The following is a 367-nucleotide window of genomic DNA, read 5'->3' as shown; positions in this document are numbered from 1 at the left end:
GTATTTCCAGCAGCATCAGTCACACGGAACGTATTAGTAGTTGTCCCTACCGGGAATAATGAACCAGAAGCTAAACCAGCAATTTGAGTAGTAACAGCACCAGTAGAATTATCAGTTCCAACAGGAGTTGTATAATTAACTACAGCACCGTCAGCACCAGCATCCACGTTTTGAGGAATATCACCAGGACATACAATCTCAGGATCTTCATTATCAGTAATAGTAACATCAAAGCTACACTCAGCAGTATTTCCAGTAGCATCAGTTACACGGAACGTATTAGTAGTTGTCCCTACTGGGAATAATGAACCAGAAGCTAAACCAGCAATTTGAGTAGTAACAGCACCAGTAGAATTATCAGTTCCAA

The 367-nt window shown here is 40.9% G+C and carries 1 protein-coding gene; it reads right to left on the bottom strand.

The window, feature by feature from the left end:
- On the bottom strand, nucleotides 1-367 hold a 367-nt coding region (locus ACH5TX_RS01290; RefSeq protein WP_439337749.1), incomplete at both ends, for an HYR domain-containing protein.

Origin of the sequence: Thalassobellus citreus (assembly GCF_044385915.1) — a bacterium.
GTDB classification, from domain to species: domain Bacteria; phylum Bacteroidota; class Bacteroidia; order Flavobacteriales; family Flavobacteriaceae; genus Thalassobellus; species Thalassobellus citreus.
This window is presented reverse-complemented; position numbering and strand designations above follow the sequence as displayed.